Source organism: Pseudomonas sp. PP3 (genome assembly GCF_905336995.1).
Taxonomy (GTDB): Bacteria; Pseudomonadota; Gammaproteobacteria; order Pseudomonadales; family Pseudomonadaceae; genus Aquipseudomonas; species Aquipseudomonas reinekei.
Window position 1 is genome coordinate 5,669,108 of record NZ_HG995459.1, and the last position, 18,752, is coordinate 5,687,859.

At 60.4% G+C, this 18,752-nt stretch carries 15 protein-coding genes; 13 read left to right on the forward strand and 2 right to left on the reverse strand.

From position 1 onward, the window contains the following. The first annotated feature begins 49 nt into the window (after window positions 1–49). The 13 genes from KHO07_RS25755 (at window position 50) to KHO07_RS25815 (ending at window position 17,073) form a co-directional block, all read left to right on the forward strand. Window positions 50–1,996 carry a methyl-accepting chemotaxis protein gene (locus tag KHO07_RS25755; RefSeq protein WP_212625879.1) on the forward strand — a complete coding sequence of 649 codons (1,947 nt, stop codon included), beginning with the start codon at window positions 50–52 and terminating at the stop codon, window positions 1,994–1,996. A gap of 162 nt (window positions 1,997–2,158) precedes the next feature. Further along, window positions 2,159–3,907 (forward strand): protein-disulfide reductase DsbD, encoded by a 1,749-nt coding sequence (locus KHO07_RS25760; RefSeq protein ID WP_212625880.1) that lies wholly within the window; start codon window positions 2,159–2,161, stop codon window positions 3,905–3,907. Between the two features lie 132 nt (window positions 3,908–4,039). After that, complete coding sequence (aroQ, locus tag KHO07_RS25765; RefSeq protein ID WP_075947828.1) at window positions 4,040–4,492, forward strand: type II 3-dehydroquinate dehydratase; 453 nt, start codon at window positions 4,040–4,042, stop codon at window positions 4,490–4,492. A 48-nt stretch (window positions 4,493–4,540) separates the two neighbouring features. Continuing rightward, on the forward strand, window positions 4,541–5,005 hold the full coding sequence (gene accB / locus KHO07_RS25770; protein WP_150735708.1) for an acetyl-CoA carboxylase biotin carboxyl carrier protein: 465 nt from the start codon (window positions 4,541–4,543) through the stop codon (window positions 5,003–5,005). A gap of 17 nt (window positions 5,006–5,022) precedes the next feature. Continuing rightward, window positions 5,023–6,381, forward strand: coding sequence for an acetyl-CoA carboxylase biotin carboxylase subunit (gene accC, locus KHO07_RS25775; protein ID WP_034149716.1), 1,359 nt, complete (start codon window positions 5,023–5,025; stop codon window positions 6,379–6,381). Between the two features lie 328 nt (window positions 6,382–6,709). Further along, a complete protein-coding gene (gene prmA / locus KHO07_RS25780) occupies window positions 6,710–7,588 on the forward strand; it encodes a 50S ribosomal protein L11 methyltransferase (protein WP_212625881.1) in 879 nt (292 codons plus the stop codon). Window positions 7,589–7,618: 30 nt separating this feature from the next. Further along, on the forward strand, window positions 7,619–8,881 hold the full coding sequence (locus tag KHO07_RS25785) for a DUF3426 domain-containing protein (RefSeq protein ID WP_212625882.1): 1,263 nt from the start codon (window positions 7,619–7,621) through the stop codon (window positions 8,879–8,881). A 185-nt stretch (window positions 8,882–9,066) separates the two neighbouring features. Then, window positions 9,067–10,077: a tRNA dihydrouridine synthase DusB gene (gene dusB, locus KHO07_RS25790; RefSeq protein ID WP_212625883.1), complete on the forward strand. Its 1,011-nt coding sequence runs from the start codon at window positions 9,067–9,069 to the stop codon at window positions 10,075–10,077. Then, complete coding sequence (gene fis / locus KHO07_RS25795) at window positions 10,074–10,394, forward strand: DNA-binding transcriptional regulator Fis (RefSeq protein ID WP_015093301.1); 321 nt, start codon at window positions 10,074–10,076, stop codon at window positions 10,392–10,394. The genes dusB and fis overlap by 4 nt, the downstream gene beginning before the upstream one ends. An 81-nt stretch (window positions 10,395–10,475) precedes the next feature. Then, on the forward strand, window positions 10,476–12,083 hold the full coding sequence (gene purH, locus KHO07_RS25800) for a bifunctional phosphoribosylaminoimidazolecarboxamide formyltransferase/IMP cyclohydrolase (protein ID WP_150735712.1): 1,608 nt from the start codon (window positions 10,476–10,478) through the stop codon (window positions 12,081–12,083). 156 nt (window positions 12,084–12,239) lie between these two features. Beyond that, window positions 12,240–13,535 (forward strand): phosphoribosylamine--glycine ligase, encoded by a 1,296-nt coding sequence (gene purD, locus KHO07_RS25805; RefSeq protein ID WP_150735713.1) that lies wholly within the window; start codon window positions 12,240–12,242, stop codon window positions 13,533–13,535. A gap of 99 nt (window positions 13,536–13,634) precedes the next feature. After that, a complete protein-coding gene (locus tag KHO07_RS25810; protein ID WP_150735714.1) occupies window positions 13,635–16,412 on the forward strand; it encodes a hybrid sensor histidine kinase/response regulator in 2,778 nt (925 codons plus the stop codon). A gap of 64 nt (window positions 16,413–16,476) precedes the next feature. After that, on the forward strand, window positions 16,477–17,073 hold the full coding sequence (locus KHO07_RS25815; protein ID WP_150735715.1) for a MarC family protein: 597 nt from the start codon (window positions 16,477–16,479) through the stop codon (window positions 17,071–17,073). Here the strand turns inward: KHO07_RS25815 and KHO07_RS25820 are convergent. After that, the gene (locus KHO07_RS25820) at window positions 17,042–17,800 is read right to left on the reverse strand and encodes a hypothetical protein (RefSeq protein WP_212625884.1); all 759 of its coding nucleotides are present in this window, start codon (window positions 17,798–17,800) and stop codon (window positions 17,042–17,044) included. The genes KHO07_RS25815 and KHO07_RS25820 overlap by 32 nt on opposite strands. A gap of 61 nt (window positions 17,801–17,861) precedes the next feature. Next, entirely contained in the window at window positions 17,862–18,632 is a 771-nt protein-coding gene (locus KHO07_RS25825; protein ID WP_212625885.1) for a hypothetical protein, read from the reverse strand. Between the last annotated feature and the right edge of the window lie 120 nt (window positions 18,633–18,752).

The window sequence follows — 18,752 nt, forward strand, 5'->3', positions numbered from 1 at the left end:
AAACGCAATAACTTCAGGCGCTTACCATTTCTGCCGTTGGTAGTCCGTGATGCGCCTCAAGCTGCTGACCAATCTCAACACCCTCCTTTTAGTCGCCGTGTGCGTGGCCCTTGGCGCCACGCTGTGGTGGTCGCAAAAGGCCCTCGAACGCCCCTATCTATTAATGGAGCGGTACCTGGGTTTGTCGCAACAGTTTCAGAATAAAGTGGCACGCAATATCGAGGATTACCTCGCCAGCGGCGATGCCCTGCGCCTGAGCAGCGCCAGCCAGACCATTGACGACCTGCAAAAAGAACTCGGCGAGTTGCCTCCGGCGCTGGCCGAGACCCTGCGCCCAAGCCTGTCGAACCTCAGTGATTTCAGCAAAACCGACCTGCTCGCCGCGGGCAAGCTCGCGGGCGATCCCCAGGCCCTGCTGCTGCAAGCCGAGCGCGAACTGAGCGCCAGCCTCGACCAGCTCAGCCAGTACGCCAGCGCTAACGCGGCCTATCTGGCGCCGTTGCTCACGGCATCGCAGCACTTGGGCAAACTGTCGCTGGCCCGGGACAAACTGGTCAGCAGTGGCCGCAGTGAACTGGCCGCCGATGTCGAGCGCGAAGTCGCCAACATTCGTGCCCAGGCCGCGCTGCTGGACGCCCTGCCCTTGCTCGGCGTAACCGCCAGCAGCGAATCGAACACCGATGATTTCGCCGCGATGATGGGCCTGGAAAACACCGAGAAAGCGGTCGCCGAAGATGCCGGCGTCAGTTTCAAGCGTGAACTCAACAGCCTGCTCACCCGCTACCCCGCGGAACTGGCACGTACCCGTGACCAGATCCAGAAACGCGCCGATCTCAGCACTGCCACCCACCTCAAGATCGCTGATGTGCAACAAGCCATCGCCGGGCTGGAACCGGTGGTCCGCGCCCAGCACGGACAGATACAAGGCGAAGTTCGACTGATGCAAGGCGTGATGATCGGTTTGATTTTGCTGATCGCACTGCTGATCGACACCCTGCAACGCAAACTCGCCCGGACCCTGACCAACCTCGCCCCGGCGCTGTCGACCTGGGCCGAAGGCGATTTCAGCCAGGATATCCAGCTGGGCAAAACCAACCGCGAACTGCATGACATCGAAGCGTCGCTCAATCGCTTGCGTGCGTATCTGGTGGCCTTGGTCGGGACCATTCGCCTCAATGCCGAACAAGTCGCCGGCAGCAGCCGGACCCTCGCCGAATTGAGCAACGATCTGCACAGCGGCGCCGAGCACCAGGCAGGCGACACCGCGCTGATCCGCGATTCCCTCGGCGAACTGGAAGCGACCATTCAGCAAGTGGCCGGCGATGCCAGCCAGGCGGCCGAGGCCAGTCGTCATGCTGGCCTGGCGGTGGAACACGGGCAGAAAGTCATCGGTCTGAGCCTCACCGGCCTGCATGCGCTGGTGGACGAAGTACAGGGCAATGCGCAGATGATCGAGCACCTGGCCGAAGAGTCCGCGACCATCGGCGGCGTGCTGACGGTGATCCGCTCGATTGCCGACCAGACCAACCTGCTGGCGCTGAACGCAGCCATTGAAGCGGCACGCGCCGGGGAAATGGGCCGAGGCTTTGCCGTGGTGGCCGAAGAAGTCCGCTCACTGGCACAACGCACCGCCGGCGCCACGTCCGAGATCCAGACGTTGATCGCCGGCCTGCAAACCGCCGCGCGCCAATCGGTCGAAGGCATGCGCGCCCAGGTCGAACACGCCGAAGCCACCGCCAACCAGGCGCAGGCGGCCGACGGCGCGCTGGATAAAATCGTCGGGGCGATCCAGACCATTTCCGACACCGCCGTGCGCATCGCCGATGTCACCGCGCAGCAGAGCGGCGCTGTCAGCGAGATCCGCGATCACAGTGAGCGGATTCATCAGCTGGGTGGGGATAACCTGCTGCGTATTGGCGAAGGACGTGAGCAAGGGGAAAACCTGCTGGTGCTGGGCGGACGTTTACACACAGCCGTCCAAGCCTTCCGCGTCTGAAAGATTGCCATCGCTGGCAAGCCAGCTCCTACATGATTACACCGTACCCGTAGGAGCTGGCTTGCCAGCGATGGCGTCGAAACATCCACCCTGGAACTACCTACACTGCACACCCGCCCGGCGTCCGCTATCATCCCCCCAATTCCGATACGCGAGATTGTCATGCGCCGTTTGCTTTGCCTGCTGCTTTTAGTGCTCGCCCTGCCGGCTACCGCCGCCGGGTTGCTGGAGACTCGCCCCAATTCAACCCTGGGCTCGATCAACAACAGCGCCGACTTCCTGCCGGTGCGCGAAGCCTTTCAGCTGAGCCTGGTAGAAAGCACACCGCAATCGATCAAACTGCGCTTCGTCGCCACCGAGGGTTATTACCTCTACCGTCACCGCTTCCAGTTTCGCGCCGAGCCGGCCGATGTCGCCCTCGGGGCCGCGCAATTGCCCGACGGCCAAAAGAAGCACGACGAGTACTTCGGCGATGTCGAGGTCTATCGCGGCATTCTCGATGTAGAGCTGCCGCGCACCGATCAACGCGCTTTTACCTTGGCGGTGACCTATCAGGGCTGCGCCGACAAGGGCCTGTGCTATCCGCCGGAAACCGAGCGCCTGAGCATCAATGGCGGCAGCGACACCACAACCACAGCCCGTCACTGGAGCTGGCGCGAACTGGCACTGTTCTTCCTCGCCGGCCTTGGCCTGACATTCACGCCCTGCGTGCTGCCGATGTTGCCGATCCTTTCCGGCGTGGTGTTGCGCGGCCAGGTCGGCGGTTTGCGCGGCTTTAACCTGTCGCTGGCGTACGTGCTGCCGATGGCGGCGTGTTTTGCCCTGCTCGGCGCCTTGATGGGCATGTTCGGCGCACAACTCAATCTTCAGGCGCGCCTGCAATCAGCATGGGTACTGGTGCCCTTCGCCATGTTTTTTGCAGTGTTTGCGCTGGCGATGTTCGGGGTTTTCGAACTCAAGTTGCCGCACGCCATCAGCAGCCGGCTCGACCGCATCGCCGGCCGCACCGAGGGTGGCTCGCTGTTGGGGGCGGCGGTACTGGGCGTGGTTTCCAGCCTGCTGGTTTCGCCCTGTGTATCGGCGCCGCTGGCCGGCGCGTTGCTGTACATCAGCGCCAGCGGCGATGCCTTGGGCGGCGGCCTGAAACTGTTCATGCTCGGCCTCGGCATGGGCGCGCCATTGCTGCTGGTCGCGACCGGTGGCGCGGCGTGGCTGCCGAAGAGCGGACCGTGGCTGATCTACGTAAAAAATGCGATTGGCGTCCTGTTGCTGGGACTGGCGATCGGCTTGCTCAGCCGGGTACTGCCGGGCCAGATCACCCTGCTGCTGATCGGCCTGCTGGCCGGTGGCGTCGGCTTGTTTTTGGGTGCGCTGGAGTTCGTTTACAAACCGCCGCGCAAACGGCTTGGCCAGTTACTCGGGATGTTCCTGCTGTTTTACGCGCTGGCGTGCTGGTACGGCGCGTTCAGTGGCCAGAGCGATCCCTTTAATCCCATCGGCCAGCCGCGCCTCATTGCCAATAACGCGCCAGCGCAAGACACCGGCACCTGGCAAACCGTCAACACCCCGGCGGACCTCGACCGTGCACTTGCCGAGGCCCGCACGGCCAACACTCCGCTGCTGCTCGACTGGTATGCCGACTGGTGCATCAGCTGCAAAGTCATCGAACGTGAAGTGCTCAACGACCCTGACGTGGTCGAACGCCTCAAGGGCTATCGGCTGGTGCGCTTCGATATCACCGACAGCAACGCCGAACAACGCGCCTTGCTCGACCGCTACAAACTGTTCGGCCCCCCGGCCTTGATGTTTTTCGGCAAGGACGGCGTCGAACGTGTCGATGTGCGGGTGATTGGCGAGATCAATGCCCGGGACTTCGCCGAACGGGTTGCCAGGGCGAATGACCGGATTTAATCAAGCAGTCATATATTTCGCGCAAACATCGGTCATCGTGCTGGCTATTGCAGAGAACTGGACAGTCACAAAGGCTTTGCGGCATAGTCGCCGGGTTCTGACAATTGCACACAGATAACAAAGGAACCGCCGATGGCGACGCTACTCGTTCTGCACGGACCCAACCTGAACTTGCTCGGCACCCGTGAACCGGGCACCTATGGCGCCACGACACTGGCGCAGATCAACCAGGATCTGGAACGCCGTGCCCGCGAAGCCGGCCACCATTTGCTGTATCTGCAAAGCAATGCCGAGTACGAATTGATCGACCGCATCCACGCCGCTCGCAGCGAAGGCGTGGACTTCATTCTGATCAATCCAGCAGCTTTTACACATACAAGTGTCGCATTACGTGACGCGCTGCTGGCGGTGAGCATCCCATTCATCGAAGTGCATTTGTCTAACGTGCACAAACGCGAACCTTTCCGCCATCACTCTTACTTCTCCGACGTAGCGGTGGGAGTGATCTGCGGCCTTGGCGCCAGCGGTTATCGACTGGCCCTGGAGGCCGCACTAGAGCAGCTTGAAATACAGGCAACAGCTTGAACAACAAGCGTTAAACGCCCCTGACCGACCCTTGGGAGTTGATGATTCATGGATATCCGTAAAGTTAAGAAACTGATCGAATTGCTGGAAGAGTCCGGCATCGACGAGCTCGAGATCAAGGAAGGCGAAGAGTCCGTACGCATCAGCCGCCATAGCAAAACCCCGGCCCAGCAGTACTACGCACCGGCTCCAATGCCAGCTCCGGCTGCCGCGCCTGCCGCTGCCGCTGCTCCGGTTGCCGCTGCCGCACCCGCCGCGCCTGCTGCACCAGCGTTGAACGGCACCGTTGCCCGTTCGCCAATGGTCGGCACGTTCTATCGCAAGTCTTCGCCAACCTCGCCGTCCTTCGTTGAAGTCGGCCAGACCGTGAAGAAAGGCGACACCCTGTGCATCGTTGAAGCCATGAAGATGATGAACCACATCGAAGCTGAAACCAGCGGTGTGATCGAATCCATCCTCGTTGAAGACGGCCAGCCGGTTGAGTACGACCAACCGCTGTTCACCATCGTTTGAACCGCGGAGAGCCTTTGATGACTGCGAAGTTGGAAAAAGTTCTGATCGCCAACCGCGGTGAGATCGCCCTGCGGATCCTGCGCGCCTGCAAAGAGATGGGCATCAAGACCGTCGCCGTTTACTCCAAGGCTGACAAGGAATTGATGCACCTGGGTCTGGCAGATGAGTCCGTCTGCATCGGCCCGGCATCGGCCGCCCACTCCTACCTGCACATTCCGGCAATCATTGCCGCGGCCGAAGTGACTGGCGCCACCGCCATTCACCCAGGCTACGGTTTCCTTGCGGAAAACGCCGACTTCGCCGAGCAGGTCGAGAACTCCGGCTTCGCGTTCATTGGCCCGAAAGCCGAAACCATTCGCCTGATGGGCGACAAGGTATCGGCCAAGCACGCCATGATCGCCGCTGGCGTACCGACCGTTCCGGGCTCTGACGGCCCGTTGCCGGAAGACGAAGAAACCGCTCTGCGCATTGGTCGCGAAGTCGGTTACCCGGTGATCATCAAAGCCGCTGGCGGCGGTGGTGGTCGCGGCATGCGCGTTGTGCATAAAGAAGAAGACCTGATTTCCTCGGCCAAACTGACCCGCTCCGAAGCAGGCGCGGCGTTCGGCAACCCGATGGTCTACCTGGAAAAATTCCTGACCAACCCGCGTCACGTGGAAGTTCAGGTGCTTTCCGACGGCCAGGGCCACGCCATCCATCTGGGCGACCGCGATTGCTCGCTGCAACGCCGTCACCAGAAAGTTCTCGAAGAAGCGCCGGCACCGGGCATCGACGAGAAGGCTCGCCAGGAAGTTTTCGCTCGCTGCGTCAAGGCGTGCATCGACATCGGTTACCGTGGCGCCGGCACTTTCGAGTTCCTGTACGAGAACGGTCGCTTCTACTTCATCGAGATGAACACTCGTGTCCAGGTAGAGCACCCGGTTTCGGAAATGGTCACCGGTATCGACATCGTCAAGGAGATGCTCAGCATCGCCGCCGGCAACAAGCTGTCGTTCACCCAGGATGACGTGGTCATCCGCGGTCACGCACTGGAATGCCGGATCAACGCCGAAGACCCGAAAACCTTCATGCCGAGCCCGGGCACGGTCAAGCATTTCCACGCGCCAGGCGGCAACGGCGTTCGCGTCGATTCGCACCTGTACAGTGGCTATGCCGTTCCGCCTAACTACGATTCGTTGATCGGCAAGCTGATCACTTACGGGGCAACCCGTGACGAAGCCATGGCGCGCATGCGCAATGCGCTGGACGAAATCGTGGTCGACGGGATCAAGACCAACATCCCGCTGCACCGCGACCTGACCCGCGACGAAGGCTTCTGCAAAGGGGGCGTGAACATTCACTACCTCGAGCACAAGCTGGCTGGCGAGAAGCACTAAGCTTCGAACCTGCACCTGACAAAGCCGCCTTCGGGCGGCTTTGTTGTTTCTGGAAGCTGCTCAATGCAAAACCCTGTGGCGAGGGAGCTTGCTCCCGCTCGGTTGCGCAGCAACCGCCAGATTATCCCGACGTGCCGATTCAGACAGCTCCAGCTCTGCCATTTTGGAACCGCTTCGCGCTCCAGCGGGAGCAAGCTCCCTCGCCACAGGTCTTTAGTTCACACCGGAACCCTACCAACCCGGTCGTCATCTGCCCCGCGCTCGCGTAAACTTGCGCGCTTCTCGCAGCCCGCTAGGCTGCAATCAATATTTTTCAAAGGTGCCCGCCATGCCTTGGCTGCAAGTCCGTCTCGCCATCAGCCCAGAACAAGCCGAAACCTACGAAGTCGCTTTCCTTGAAGTGGGCGCCGTGTCGGTGACCTTCATGGACGCCGAAGATCAGCCGATCTTCGAACCGGAACTCAACACCACGCCGCTGTGGTCCCACACCCACCTGCTGGCCCTGTTCGAAGGCGGCACCGAGCCCGGCCCGGTACTGGCCCACCTTGAGCTGTTGACCGGCAGCCCGCTGCCCGAACACCACAGTGAAGTGATCGAAGACCAGGACTGGGAACGCAGCTGGATGGACGGTTTCCAGCCGATGCGTTTCGGTCAGCGCCTGTGGATCGTGCCGAGCTGGCATGCGGCTCCCGAGCCCGACGCCGTAAACCTGCTGCTGGACCCGGGCCTGGCGTTCGGCACCGGCACTCACCCGACCACCGCGCTATGCCTGGAATGGCTCGACGGTCAGGACCTCAAAGACTGCAACGTGCTGGACTTCGGCTGCGGTTCGGGGATTCTGGCAATTGCCGCCCTGCTGCTGGGCGCCAAGGAAGCCGTCGGCACCGACATCGACGTGCAGGCGCTGGAAGCCTCCCGCGATAATGCCGGGCGCAATAACATCGCCGATGAATTGTTCCCACTGTATTTGCCGGAAGATCTGCCGCAGGTTCAGGCCGATGTGCTGGTGGCCAATATCCTCGCCGGCCCGCTGGTGTCCCTGGCGCCGCAGTTGTCCGGCCTGGTCAAATCCGGGGGTCGCCTGGCGCTCTCGGGCATTCTTGCCGAGCAAGGCGAGGACGTCGCTGCGGCCTACGCCAAAGACTTCGATCTGGATCCGATCGCCAATCGCGATGGCTGGGTGCGCATTACAGGCCGTCGGCGCTAGAATGAGCGTCTGCATAATCCGGATCGCCGCATGACCGATAGCTTCGTCACTCAGTGCCCGCATTGCCAAACCAGCTTCCGCGTCAGCCATGCCCAGTTGAGCGTGGCGCGCGGTGTCGTTCGCTGTGGCTCATGCCTGCAGGTTTTCAATGCCGCCAAGCAATTGCTTGAGCAAGCCGGCAAAGAACCTGTCGCACCGGTTGCACCTGCGGTCGTCGAAGTGCCGGAGCCCGCAGAACCGCGCGCCATCAGCCAAAAGCAATGGAGCGCTGCCGAACTGGATCTGGACAGCCTCGACCTCGACGAGGAACTGGCCCGGCTCGAACAGCGGGAAATCCAGCCCACCACGGAATTCGGCCGCCCCCGCGAAGACAGCCTCAGTGCCCGCCGCGACAGCGTCGAAAACGAGGAAGAACCCTGGACCAGCGACAGTCTGTTCAGCGAATCGGCCGCCGACCGTGCACAGGCGATCGACGATCTTGACGACCTCGACCGACTCGACACGCCTGCCCCAGCGGAACCGCTGAAAGAAACGGGCATCCTCGCGCGCACCGAACCGTCGCTGTCGCTGGAACCGGTAGACCTCGACGACGAACTGCCGCCACCGCAGTTGCGCCTGCATGACCCCATAGATGCACCAACGCGCAACGAACGTCTGTCGGCTACGGTGCCTGAAGAACCCGACGACGACCTGCCCTCGATCGAACCGCTGCGCAAGCGTCGCGAACGCAGCGAAGCGGGCGTTCGTGACGAAGTCCTGCAAGACCTGACCGATGACCCGCTGCAACTGGACTGGCAAAAACGCCGCTCGCCATGGGGTCGCCGACTCTTCTGGTTCCTGCTGATCCTGCTGGGCGCCGGCGCACTGGTCGGCCAGTACGTCGCCTATCACTTCGACGAACTGGCGCGCCAGGACCAATATCGCCCATGGTTCCAGCAACTGTGCCCGCAAATCGGCTGCACGGTGCCGTCCAAGGTCGACATCGCCAAAATCAAAAGCAGCAACCTGGTGGTCCGTAGTCACCCGGAGTTCAGTGGTGCACTGGTGGTGGACGCCATCATTTATAACCGCGCGCCCTTCTCCCAGCCCTTCCCGCTCCTGGAACTGCGTTTTGCCGATCTCAATGGGCACTTGATCGCCAGCCGCCGCTTCAAACCCGGTGAATACCTCAGCGGTGACCTCGAAGGCATGGCAGAAATGCCTCCGCAAACGCCGATCCACATCGCACTGGACATTCTCGACCCAGGCGCCAAAGCGGTGAACTACAGCCTGAGCTTCCACTCGCCCGAGTGAAACGGTTCATCGCTCTTCAATTGACGGCAGCTTTCTGACTTCTCCTGTCCGGACCAAACCGCTGGCGATAACAGAATAACTGTTCAGATTTTGTTCAATTCGACCTTTATCCAGTCATCGAGAGCGGGTATCATGCCAACCCTTTTTCGAACTCTCATGATCCGGCCCCACAACAGGGAAGTCCTATGTCGGCGGTACGCATCGGTCCATATACATTACATAACAGCTTGATTCTCGCCCCGATGGCGGGGGTCACCGACCAACCCTTTCGTCAGCTGTGCAAGCGATTGGGCGCGGGGCTGGTCGTCTCGGAAATGGTCACCAGCGACATGAGTCTGTGGAACACCCGCAAGTCGCGGATGCGCATGATCCACGAGGGTGATCCCGAGCCACGCTCGGTACAGATCGCCGGTGGTGATGCACAGATGCTGGCGGATGCGGCCCGGGCCAACGTCGAACTGGGCGCGCAGATTATTGATATCAACATGGGCTGTCCGGCAAAGAAGGTCTGCAACAAGGCCGCCGGCTCCGCATTGTTGAAGGATGAGGCATTGGTCACCGAGATCCTGCAAGCCGTCGTGGCTGCGGTTGATGTGCCGGTGACCCTGAAGATCCGGACCGGCTGGGACCGGGACAACAAGAACGGCCTGACGGTGGCGAAGATCGCCGAGCAGGCAGGCATTACGGCGCTGGCGGTGCATGGCCGCACCCGTGCCGATCTGTACACCGGTGAAGCCGAGTACGACACCATTGCCGCGATCAAGCAGGCCGTGTCGATGCCGGTTTTTGCCAACGGCGATATCGATTCGCCGGAAAAGGCCCGATACGTGCTCGACGCGACCGGTGCCGATGGCCTGCTGATTGGCCGGGCTGCCCAGGGGCGGCCATGGATTTTTCGCGAGATCGACCATTTCCTGCGCACCGGCGAGAAGCTCCCGGCGCTGGAACTGATCGAAGTGGAACGCATTCTGCTAGAGCATCTGGCTGCGCTGCACGCCTTCTATGGAGACGTGATGGGCGTACGCATTGCCCGCAAGCATGTGGGCTGGTATCTCGCAACCTTGCCGGGCGCCAGGGAGTTTCGCGCCCACTTCAATCGTTTGGAAGATACGGAAGCACAATGCGCCAACGTTCAGGGCTTCTTCGCTGAGCGTTACAAGAGCCTGACAGGGGACGGAGAGGGGGTGGCCGCATGACGATGATGACCGAGACTTTAGTGAGTGGAACAACACCCGTGAGCGACAACGTGAATTTGAAACAGCACCTCAATACCCCGAGCGAAGAAGGTCAGACCCTTCGCGGGAGTGTCGAGAAGGCGCTGCACAATTATTTCGCCCACCTTGAGGGCGCTGCCGTCACGGATGTGTACAACCTGGTGCTCTCCGAAGTCGAGGCTCCCCTGCTCGAGTGCGTGATGAACTACGTCAAGGGCAACCAGACCAAGGCCAGCGAGATGCTCGGACTCAACCGGGGCACGCTGCGCAAGAAACTCAAGCAGTACGATTTGCTGTAAGCATTCAATCAAACCAGAAAGGCGCCCGCGTAAAACCGGTCGCCTTTTTTGCTGACTCCTTTGCTTTTGATGGAAATTGAAATGACCGACCAGACTACCCGCCTGCCGATCCGCCGCGCCTTGATCAGCGTTTCCGACAAGACCGGGATCCTTGAATTCGCCAAAGAGCTTGAAGCACTGGGCGTCGAGATCCTCTCCACCGGCGGGACGTTCAAGCTGCTGCAGGACAACGGCGTTGCCGCTGTGGAAGTCGCTGATTACACCGGTTTTGCCGAAATGATGGACGGTCGGGTGAAAACCCTGCACCCGAAAATCCACGGCGGGATCCTCGGTCGTCGCGGTATCGACGACGCCATCATGAACGAGCACGGCATCAAGCCGATCGATCTGGTTGCGGTCAACCTGTACCCGTTCGAAGCCACCATCAACAAGCCAGGCTGCGACCTGCCGACCGCCATCGAGAACATCGACATCGGCGGCCCGACCATGGTCCGTTCCGCTGCCAAGAACCACAAAGACGTGGCCATCGTGGTCAATGCCGGCGACTACGCCAGCGTCCTCGAAAACCTCAAGGCCGGTGGCCTGACCTACGCTCAGCGTTTCGACCTGATGCTCAAGGCCTTCGAACACACCGCTGCCTATGACGGCATGATCGCCAACTACATGGGCACCGTGAACCAGGCTGCCGACACACTGAGCACCGAAGGGCGCAGCGAATTCCCGCGCACCTTCAACAGCCAGTTCATCAAGGCCCAGGAAATGCGCTACGGCGAGAACCCGCACCAGAGCGCGGCGTTCTACGTGGAAGCCAAGCCTGCCGAAGTCGGCATTGCCACCGCGACCCAACTGCAGGGCAAAGAGCTGTCGTACAACAACGTGGCCGACACCGACGCCGCGCTGGAATGCGTGAAGAGCTTCGTCAAGCCGGCCTGCGTGATCGTCAAGCACGCCAACCCGTGCGGCGTGGCTGTCAGCCCTGATGCCGAAGGCGGCATCCGCAAGGCCTACGACCTGGCCTACGCCACCGACACCGAATCCGCGTTCGGCGGCATCATTGCCTTCAACCGTGAACTGGATGCCGAGACCGCCAAGGCGATCGTCGAGCGTCAGTTCGTCGAAGTGATCATTGCCCCAAGCGTCAGCGAAGAAGCCCGCGCCATCGTCGCCGCCAAAGCCAACGTACGCCTGCTGGCCTGCGGCGAGTGGTCGGCTGACCGCGCGGCGGCCTGGGACTACAAGCGCGTCAATGGTGGCCTGCTGGTACAGAGCCGCGACATCGGCATGATCGGTGCAGACGACCTGAAAGTCGTGACCAAGCGTGCTCCGACCGAACAGGAAATCAACGACCTGATCTTCGCCTGGAAAGTCGCCAAGTACGTCAAGTCCAACGCCATCGTCTACGCCAAGAACCGTCAGACCATCGGTGTCGGCGCCGGCCAGATGAGCCGCGTGAACTCGGCGCGTATCGCTGCAATCAAGGCAGAACATGCTGGCCTGCAAGTGGCAGGTTCGGTGATGGCCTCCGACGCGTTCTTCCCGTTCCGCGATGGCCTGGACAACGCGGCCAAGGTCGGCATCACGGCGGTGATCCAGCCGGGCGGCTCGATGCGTGATGCTGAAGTGATTGCTGCGGCGGATGAAGCCGGCATCGCCATGGTCTTCACCGGCATGCGCCACTTCCGTCACTGATTCAACTCGATCCAAATGTGGGAGCTGGCTTGCCAGCGATAGCATCCCCTCGGTCTAACTGATGAACCGAGTCGCCTGCATCGCTGGCAAGCCAGCTTCCACAGAAAAGCAGCTTCAGCGCTGCCCACAGAATTTGCGTCATCCGAGGTTTTTGAAATGAATGTTTTGATCATTGGCAGCGGTGGCCGTGAACACGCCCTGGCCTGGAAAGTGGCTCAGGATCCGCGTGTGCAGAAGGTTTTCGTGGCCCCGGGCAATGCCGGTACGGCCATTGAAGCCAAGTGCGAGAACGTCGCCATCGACGTGCTGGCTCTTGAACAACTGGCGGATTTCGCCGAGAAAAACGTTTCCCTGACCATCGTCGGCCCGGAAGTGCCGCTGGTTGCCGGCGTCGTTGACCTGTTCCGCTCCCGCGGCCTGGATTGCTTCGGCCCGACCGCTGGCGCTGCGCAGCTGGAAGGTTCGAAGGCTTTCACCAAGGACTTCCTGGCGCGCCACAAGATCCCGACCGCCGACTACCAGAACTTCACCGAGATCGAGCCGGCCCTGGCTTACCTGCGTGAAAAAGGTGCACCGATCGTGATCAAGGCCGATGGCCTGGCCGCCGGTAAAGGCGTGATCGTTGCCATGACCCTGGCCGAAGCCGAAGACGCCGTACGCGACATGCTCGCCGGCAACGCTTTCGGTGACGCCGGTTCGCGGGTCGTGATCGAAGAGTTCCTGGACGGCGAAGAAGCCAGCTTCATCGTCATGGTCGACGGCAAGAACGTCCTGCCGATGGCCACCAGCCAGGATCACAAGCGCGTCGGCGACGGCGACACCGGCCCGAACACCGGCGGCATGGGTGCCTACTCCCCTGCTCCGGTGGTCACTGCCGAAGTGCACAAGCGCGTCATGGACCTGGTTATCTGGCCGACCGTTCGCGGCATGGCCGAGGAAGGCAACGTCTACACGGGCTTCCTGTACGCCGGCCTGATGATCGACAAGGCTGGTAACCCAAAAGTGATCGAATTTAACTGCCGTTTCGGCGACCCTGAGACCCAGCCGGTCATGCTGCGTTTGCAGTCGAGCCTGGTACTGCTGGTTGAAGCCGCTCTGGCGCAGGCGCTGGACAAGGTCGAAGCACAATGGGATCCACGTCCAAGCGTCGGTATCGTGCTGGCTGCGGGCGGCTATCCTGGTGATTACGCCAAAGGCGTGGCCATCAATGGCCTGGACGCAGCGGCTGCGCTGGAAGGCAAAGTCTTCCACGCCGGCACTGCGCTCAAGGACGGTCAGGTGGTAACGGCCGGTGGTCGGGTGCTTTGCGCCACGGCCATGGGCGCCAGCGTTGATGCTGCCCAGCAGCAGGCTTACAAGCTGGCGGCGAGGATTGATTGGGAAGGCTGTTTCTATCGCAAGGACATTGGCTACCGCGCCATTGCCCGCGAGCGTGGCGAAAATCAGGAATAAGCTATCCTTTGAGCCGGGCAAGGGCTTCGAGCCCTTGCCTGACTATTCCGGCGCCGCGCATAGTTATATTCTGGCATCAACCTACGAAGGGATTTCGCCGTGCGCTGGCTCAGGATTGCCATAGGTTTCACCGTCACTCTGCTGACTTTGCTCTGCATGCTCCCGGCCCAGGCCGCGCAAGGCAGTGGCTGGGCGGTATTGCTCGACGAACAGGGCGATCTGCAACTGAGCGACATCCGTTCCGCCCGCTACACCAACCAATTCAGCCCCATCGAACTCGACCGCCTCACCGCAGCCGAGCCCGACGGCGCACTCTGGATCCGTTTCCGTCTCGCACCCGGCAAGCATGAACAGTTGCTGCGGGTGTTCGCTCCCGACTTGTCGCATCTCAACCTGTATGTGCTCGATGGCGACAACCTGATCGATCAATCGAGTACCGGCAACAAACAACCGCAGACTGATCGGCCATTGCCCAGCAGCGACTTCATGTTGCCGTTGCCACAGAGCGACAAATCACTGGATGTGTACCTGCGACTGGTCTCCGAAAACCAGCTGCGGCCCTACATCACCCTGCAATCGGCGGCCATGACCGCAGCCAATCAGACCCAGACGCTGGTCTACGGACTGCTGCTGGGCTGCATCGCCATGCTGATCCTGCACAACCTCATCCGCTACGCGTACACCCGCTCGCGCAGCAGTCTGTGGCTGGCGGCCTGTGAAGTCCTGCTGATGCTCAGCCTGGTGCTGTTGTTGAACCTCGCAGGGCCATGGCTGCCAAGCTGGCAAGCCGTGCAAACGCCCGGCGCTTACCTCGCGTTGTTGCTGACCGCCCCCTGCGGCCTGATGCTCGCCTATCGCTTTTTTGCCCCCCTCGGCCCACACCCGCTGAACCGGCTGTTGCTGGGCGAGATCCTGGTCATCACGATCTGCGGCTTGTTGCTGCTGTTCGTCAATACATTGCCTTTGAACATCATTACCTACGGCCTGGTCGCCCTTGCGGGCCTGACCATGCTGTTCGTCAGTGCCTTTCACTGGCAAAAAGGCTATCGCCCTGCGCGGCTGTTCGTTGCGGCCATGGTGGCGTTCAACCTCGGTACGCTGATTATCCTGCCGGCCTTGCTGGGGCTGACACTGGTCGAGCCCCACGGCCTGATCACCACGCTGCTGGTGTTCATCTGCATCAGTGGCCTGTTGATGAGCATTGCCCTGAGCGAACGCCAACGCAGCATCACCGAAGACCGCTTCAGCATCAGTCGCGACCTGGCCGCCAGTAACGCCGAGATCAACGCGAAGGCCGAGTTCCTGGCGAAAATCAGCCATGAAATCCGCACACCGATGAACGGCGTGCTGGGCATGACCGAGCTGTTGCTGGGCACCCCCTTGTCGGTCAAGCAGCGCGACTACGTACAAACCATCCATAGCGCCGGCAACGAACTGCTGACGCTGATCAACGAAATTCTCGACATCTCCAAGCTCGAGTCCGGACAGATCGAACTGGATGATGTGCAGTTCGACCTCAACGCGCTGATCGAAGACTGCCTGAGTATCTTCCGCGCCAAGGCCGAACAGCAGAACGTCGAGCTGATCAGTTTCATCCAGCCGCAAGTGCCGCGGGTCATCAGTGGTGACCCGACACGTCTGCGCCAGACTCTCCTGAGCCTGCTTGAAAACGCCCTGAAGAAAACCGACGAAGGCGAGGTCCTGATTGTCGTTGCCCTCGATGAGCGCAGCGCCAAACCGCGCCTGCGCATCGCCGTACAGGACAGCGGCGAGCCGATGGATGCCGAAGAACGCGATGCGCTGATGCACGCCGAACTGCACAGCAAGCACTTCCTCTCGGCCAACCGCCTGGGTGGAAACCTGGGGCTGGTGATCGCCCGTCAGCTGATTCGCCTGATGCAAGGCGAGTTCGGCATCAAGAGTGGTGCCCAGCAGGGCAGCACCCTGTGGCTGACGTTGCCACTGGACCCGGAACGTCTCGAACACCCGACCTCCGATCTCGACGGCCCGTTGCAAGGTGCGCGGGTGCTGGTGGTGGACGACAACGACACTTGCCGCAAAGTCCTGGTGCAACAATGCAGCGCCTGGGGCCTGAACGTCAGCGCGGCTCCATCCGGCAAGGAAGCGCTGGCGCTGTTGCGCACCAAAGCGCACTTGCGCGACTACTTCGACGTGGTCCTGCTGGACCAGAACATGCCCGGCATGACCGGCATGCAGCTGGCCGCCAAGATCAAGGAAGATCCGAGCCTCAATCACGACATCCTGCTGATCATGCTCACCGGCATCAGCAACGCCCCCAGCAAGATCATTGCGCGCAACTCGGGGGTCAAACGCATCCTCGCCAAACCGGTGGCCGGCTACACCCTCAAAACGACCCTGGCCGACGAACTGACCCAGCGCAACAAGGGGCTCGCCGTGGTGCCGCACTCGTCATCCAGCGCGACCCTGCCGGTGAAGGTGCCAAGCGATTTCCGCATTCTCGTCGCCGAGGACAACAGCATCTCGACCAAGGTTATCCGCGGCATGCTGGGCAAGCTCAATCTGCAACCGGACACCGCCAGCAATGGTGAAGAAGCGCTACAGGCGATGAAAGCCCAGCGCTATGACCTGGTGCTGATGGACTGCGAAATGCCGATCCTCGATGGTTTCTCGGCCACCCAGCAACTGCGTGCCTGGGAAGTCGGCAACCAGCGCATTCGCACTCCGGTGGTGGCGTTGACTGCGCATATCCTCGCCGAACACAAGGAGCGCGCACGCCAGGCCGGCATGGACGGACACATGGCCAAACCGGTGGAGCTTTCGCAATTGCGCGAACTGATCGAACACTGGGTGGCCCAGCGTGACCTGCAAAACCGCAACGCGACCTCAACGTCCTGAGCCGACAGACGCTGCGACGCCTGATAGACTCCCCCTCGACTTCCCTCGCCAGTGAGCCTGCACCATGCTCCACGTGTTGTTCAGCGTTTACCTGAAGATGCTGGTGCTCTACAGCCCGTTCTTCGTGTTGTCCTGCTTCATCAGCCTGACCCGCGGTTACTCACGCAAGGAACAACGGCGGCTGGCCTGGAAAGTGGCCATTGCCACGCTGGTCTCCAGCGTGTTGCTGTACTTGTTTGGCCGGGTGATTTTCAGTGTCTTCGGCATCACCGTGGATGCATTTCGCATCGGCGCCGGCAGCGTACTGTTCATCTCGGCGCTGGGCATGGCCCAAGGCAAGTCGGCGGTACAGACCGACAACGTGCAGCAGGACGTGACCATCGTTCCGCTGACCATTCCGCTGACGGTCGGCCCCGGCACCATCGGTGCATTGCTGGTGATGGGCGTGAGCCAGCCGCACTGGGACGACAAGCTCACCGCCATCGTCAGCATCGCCCTGGCCAGTTTCACCGTAGGCGTTGTGCTGTACCTGTCCAATCACATCGAGCGCATTCTCGGCGACCAGGGTTTGCAAATCGTCAGCCGATTGATGGGGTTGTTCGTGTGTGCATTGGCGGCGCAGATTATTTTCACCGGAGTGAAGGGTTATCTGGTGCCATGACGGCGCCACAGGCCAGGCTCGCCGGTGTCAAACCGATACCGGGCTTGATTGGCATCAGCTGATGCCCCTGCACAAAAGCGACGATTTGCGCCCTGCTTCGGGCGAATGCCCTCGCCGCCATCTCGAACGCGTGATGCTTCACAAGTACGGGTGAAGTGAAGCTGGACGGCAGAAAGGCCTGCTGCAGAAATTGCTCATCCACGCATTGGGTCGTTTCAAACTCAAGATGGAACAGATCGATGCAGGCTTTTCGGACGCTCACTGCCAGAAGCCAATGCACGGTGAAGCGTTGCTCTTCCTTTCCATCTTCTACCTTCACCCTGCGCTGACTGAACGACCGCTCGCGAAAGCGCACCGCCGGTGGCGCATCCGTCGACAGCTGCGCGAAAGCATCCAATGCTTCGAGCGCAAGCTCACACGGTTCCTGCAGCGCCTCGCCGGCCATCGCATGCGCAAACACATTGTGCAGCGTCACCGTGGATGGCTGATCAAACACGGGTTTCAGGTCTTGCTCACGCCTGAGCGTCCACCCGCATCGCTCGAGGGCCTGGACAAACCTGCTGTGCCATGGCGGGAAGTCACCGACGTCGGGAAAACTGTTTGAAGCCATCACCCGAGCAGCCAGCAAAGAATACAAAGTGTCGCATTTCATCTGCTGATCCAATGAAAGCGACAAGACACCGAGAAGCCCGGAGTCGACAAATGATTCCTGACGAAAACTTTCCATGTTTCACCTTGCAACTCGAATAAAAAAAGAGAACTTCCAGCGTGGAAGTTCTCAAGAATATTTACAGCGGTGTTTTAAAGTAATTGAGACGGGCTTTATCGACTGCCGCCTGAACAACATCCTTAACGACATTGTAAGCACGTCGATTCAATACGCGCCGAGTAGCTGCATTGTAGATCCTGACTTCCTCACCTCGATACTTGAAGAATAAAATTTTTGTAATAAACTCCTTGGCTTCCATTTGTATGGCACACGCAATCATAGTTGCCCGCCCACCCAACAACAGACAGGGAGTGGCCTGAAAGTTGCCGGACTTATTCTGTTTACTTTTCAGCTCTATCAGTTTTAGAGCCCCGTCGTTCTTTTCCAGCGAATTGAAGGCTGCGGAGATCAGCGGCAAAACCTTCAGTTTGTCGGCACCGGCGGCCAGGGCGATGATTTGCAATGCAGCCTCATCCAAAGTGAAGTTCAGCTCCCGGCTGATGAACTCCTTGTAAGGGTCGCTCATGGTCGGCCAGCCACACATGGTCAGTGCCTTGCTGTATTCGGCATACCATTCGCGGCGCTGGGTTTCGCGATAGAAGAGTTTGTCCGCACGTATTTCCGCATAAAGAATCGTGTCGTCGAAGGCTTCGCGATCCTCATATGACAGTTCCTCATCATAGGCAGCAACCGTTGTCCCCAGCACCGCAGCCGAATCGCTACCCTGTTGTTCCGAGGCCAGACTCATTCGCGCCATACGCGCCCTCGGCTGAAATATCTCAGCCGACTTGAAATACTCCCGCTGAGCGGCATAGTCGAACGAATCGTCCATTACTTCATTGATATTCATATAATTGACTTCCTTGTCATTTAGTTGAGCCTGCTTCCTGCAGGTGAACAAAACTTAGCAACCAGACCAAAATCGGTCAAACCAGAAAGAACCACAAGATATTGAAAGACTAATTCGCCG